Consider the following 3,145-nt stretch of genomic DNA (forward strand, 5'->3'; position numbering starts at 1 on the left):
TGGGGTCTTCGGATCCCGATTTTTTACAGTTCTGTAATGTTCAGGGGTAGGTTGGTGAAGCAGAAAATAGCCTTGGAAGGTTTGACACTGGCCTTGGTTATGCTCGTTTGTCAGCTCATCCTGATCCTGGCGATGAGTGCCGTCTGGTTTTACCTGACTGGTGCCAGCGCCGGTTATTCCGCCCTCTACGGAGGGGGGATGTACTGGGTTCCTCAAGCCTTGTTTACTGTCTGGGTGCTGCGCCGCAAGGTGACAACCGAGAGTGTGGGCCTGGTTTTGCGGGACTTTTATGGTGGGGCAGGGATTAAGCTCATTTCTACAACAGGTCTATTCGCCCTGATGTTTGGTGCGGGAGTCGAGGTCGTTACCGTCTCGTTTTTCGCCACTTATATCCTCGCCCTCGTTGTACAGTGGATGGTTTCATTCACGCTTAACAACCACTATTAGGAAAACTCATGTCTGCAACCGGAGAAGTCCTGACTCCTCAGGGATATATCTCCCACCACCTGACCCACCTTCAAGTCGGGTCCGGGTTCTGGACGGTCAATATCGACTCAATGGTATTTTCCGTCGTGCTAGGCGCCCTGTTTATCCTGCTGTTCCGCAAAGTAGCCGTTAACGCTACCAGCGGGGTGCCGGGTAAGCTGCAGTGCTTTGTGGAGATGCTGGTCGAGTTTGTGAATGGTAACGTCAAAGACATCTTTCACGGTCGCAACAAGGTCATCGCACCTTTGGGGCTGACGGTGTTTGTGTGGATCTTCCTGATGAACTTCATGGATCTGATCCCCGTTGACTTTATCCCTCACGCTGCACAATTGATGGGTATTCCCTATCTGCGTGTGGTTCCCTCTGCTGACGTTAACATCACCATGTCCATGGCTTTGGGCGTGTTCTTCTTGATCCTGTATTACAGCATCAAGGTCAAGGGTATCGGCGGGTTTGTGAAGGAGCTGACGCTTCAGCCTTTCAACCACCCGGCGGCCATCCCGGTTAACCTCATCCTGGAAACTGTTACGCTGATTTCCAAACCGGTCTCTCTGGGTCTTCGACTGTTCGGCAACATGTATGCTGGCGAACTGATCTTTATCCTGATTGCTGGTTTGTTACCCTGGTGGTCACAGTGGATCCTGTCCGTGCCTTGGGCAATTTTCCACATCCTGATCATCACTTTGCAGGCATTCATTTTCATGGTTCTGACCATCGTCTATCTGTCGATGGCGCAGGAAGACCATGGTTGATGCAACTCAAATAATCCTTTTTATACAATCAATTACATCTAAATAACTGGAGATCCTCATGGAAAACTTGAACATGGACCTGCTGTACATCGCTGCTGCAATGATGATGGGTCTGGCTGCTATCGGCGCTTCCATCGGTATCGGTATTCTGGGTGGCAAGTTCCTGGAAGGTGCTGCTCGTCAACCTGATCTGATCCCTGTTCTGCGTACCCAGTTCTTCATCGTAATGGGTCTGGTGGATGCGATCCCGATGATCGCCGTTGGTCTGGGTCTGTATGTGATGTTTGCGGTTGCTGGCTAAGTCGTTACGACATCTCCAGGCATAACCCATTAACTAACTAAAGAGGACATCGGCTGTGAATATCAACGCCACCCTCCTCGGCCAAGCAATTGCTTTTTTCTTCTTCGTTGTGTTTTGCATGAAGTATGTATGGCCGCCGCTGATGGCTGCCATCGAAGCCCGTCAGAAAGCTATTGCTGACGGTCTCTCTTCTGCCGAACGAGCCAAGAAAGATCTGGATTTGGCCAAGGCCAACGCCGTCGATCAGCTGAAAGAAGCCAAGCTGCAGGCTGCTGAAATCATTGAACAGGCCAACAAACGCAAGGCCCAGATCATTGATGAGGCAACTGTCGGTGCTCAGGCTGAGCGGGAAAAAATCCTGGCTCAAGGCCGTGCCGAGATTGAAGCTGAACGTCATCGTGCCAAAGAGGAACTGCGCAAGCAGGTTGCTGCTCTTGCCATTGCGGGTGCAGAGAAGATCCTGGCGCGCCAAATCGACCAGGCTGCCAACAGCGACATCGTCGACAAACTGGTAGCAGAACTGTAACGGGAACGGGGCTATGTCTGAACTGACTACAATCGCTCGCCCCTACGCCAAGGCTGCTTTCGAGTTTGCCGTTGAGCACAAGGCGGTTGATCAGTGGCTGGGGATGCTCAGCTTCGCTGCGGAAGTAGCGAAGAACGAGACCATCCACTCCCTGGTAAACGGCTCTGTGGCTGCCGAAGAGCTGGCAAAACTGTTTGTCAGCATCTGCGGTGAGCAACTCGACGAGCATGGCCAGAACCTGATCCGGGTAATGGCCGAGAATGGTCGCTTGGGTGTGCTGCCGGCGGTCGTTGCCGAATTTGTGGTGTTCAAGGCTGAACTGGATAAAGAAGTTCAGGCTGACGTGACATCGGCGATTGCACTGACCGACCAGCAGAAAGCCAATATTCAGGCTTCTCTGGAACAACGTCTCGCGCGCAAAGTGAAGCTGAATTGCAGCATCGATGCGTCCTTGATGGCCGGGGTGCTCATCAAGGCCGGTGATCTGGTTATCGACGGAACTGTCCGCGGTAAGCTGGATCGCATGGCTGACGCGCTGCAATCTTGATTGGGGTATTAGAGCATGCAACTGAATTCCACTGAAATCGCCGAGCTGATCAAGCAGCGCATTGCGCAGTTTGATGTAAAGAGCGAAGCGCGTAACGAAGGTACTATCGTCTCTGTAAGCGACGGTATCATTCGTGTTCACGGCCTGGCCGATGCCATGCAGGGTGAGATGATCGAGCTGCCGGGCAACCGCTACGCTCTGGCATTGAACCTGGAGCGTGACTCCGTTGGTGCCGTAGTAATGGGTCCCTATGCCGATCTGGCCGAAGGGATGAAAGTAAAAGGTACTGGCCGCATTCTGGAAGTGCCGGTTGGTCGTGGTCTGTTGGGCCGGGTGGTCAACACCCTGGGTCAGCCTATCGACGGTAAAGGTCCGGTCGAGCACGATGGCTTCTCTCCGGTAGAAGTGATTGCCCCGGGCGTTATCGAGCGTAAGTCTGTTGACCAGCCTGTCCAGACCGGTCTGAAAGCCATCGATGCCATGATCCCTATCGGTCGTGGCCAGCGTGAGCTGATCATCGGTGACCGCCAGGT

Annotated in this window: 5 protein-coding genes and 1 pseudogene; all 6 read left to right on the plus strand. The window is 53.2% G+C overall.

Translation table 11 applies throughout. The features are described 5' to 3' along the window. Window positions 1–36: 36 nt before the first annotated feature. Complete coding sequence (locus G5358_RS20580; RefSeq protein WP_019445506.1) at window positions 37–447, plus strand: ATP synthase subunit I; 411 nt, start codon at window positions 37–39, stop codon at window positions 445–447. 8 nt (window positions 448–455) lie between these two features. After that, window positions 456–1,238, plus strand: coding sequence for a F0F1 ATP synthase subunit A (atpB, locus tag G5358_RS20585; protein WP_005339335.1), 783 nt, complete (start codon window positions 456–458; stop codon window positions 1,236–1,238). 58 nt (window positions 1,239–1,296) lie between these two features. Then, entirely contained in the window at window positions 1,297–1,539 is a 243-nt protein-coding gene (gene atpE, locus G5358_RS20590; RefSeq protein WP_005307205.1) for a F0F1 ATP synthase subunit C, read from the plus strand. A gap of 55 nt (window positions 1,540–1,594) precedes the next feature. Then, entirely contained in the window at window positions 1,595–2,065 is a 471-nt protein-coding gene (atpF, locus tag G5358_RS20595) for a F0F1 ATP synthase subunit B (RefSeq protein WP_204480536.1), read from the plus strand. Between the two features lie 13 nt (window positions 2,066–2,078). Beyond that, window positions 2,079–2,612 (plus strand): F0F1 ATP synthase subunit delta, encoded by a 534-nt coding sequence (gene atpH / locus G5358_RS20600; protein WP_033115241.1) that lies wholly within the window; start codon window positions 2,079–2,081, stop codon window positions 2,610–2,612. 15 nt (window positions 2,613–2,627) lie between these two features. Then, window positions 2,628–3,145, plus strand: a pseudogene (locus tag G5358_RS20605) (F0F1 ATP synthase subunit alpha); the annotation flags it as partial.

The sequence above is a fragment of the Aeromonas sp. 604176 genome, assembly GCF_049170755.1.
Taxonomy (GTDB): Bacteria; Pseudomonadota; Gammaproteobacteria; order Enterobacterales; family Aeromonadaceae; genus Aeromonas; species Aeromonas veronii_A.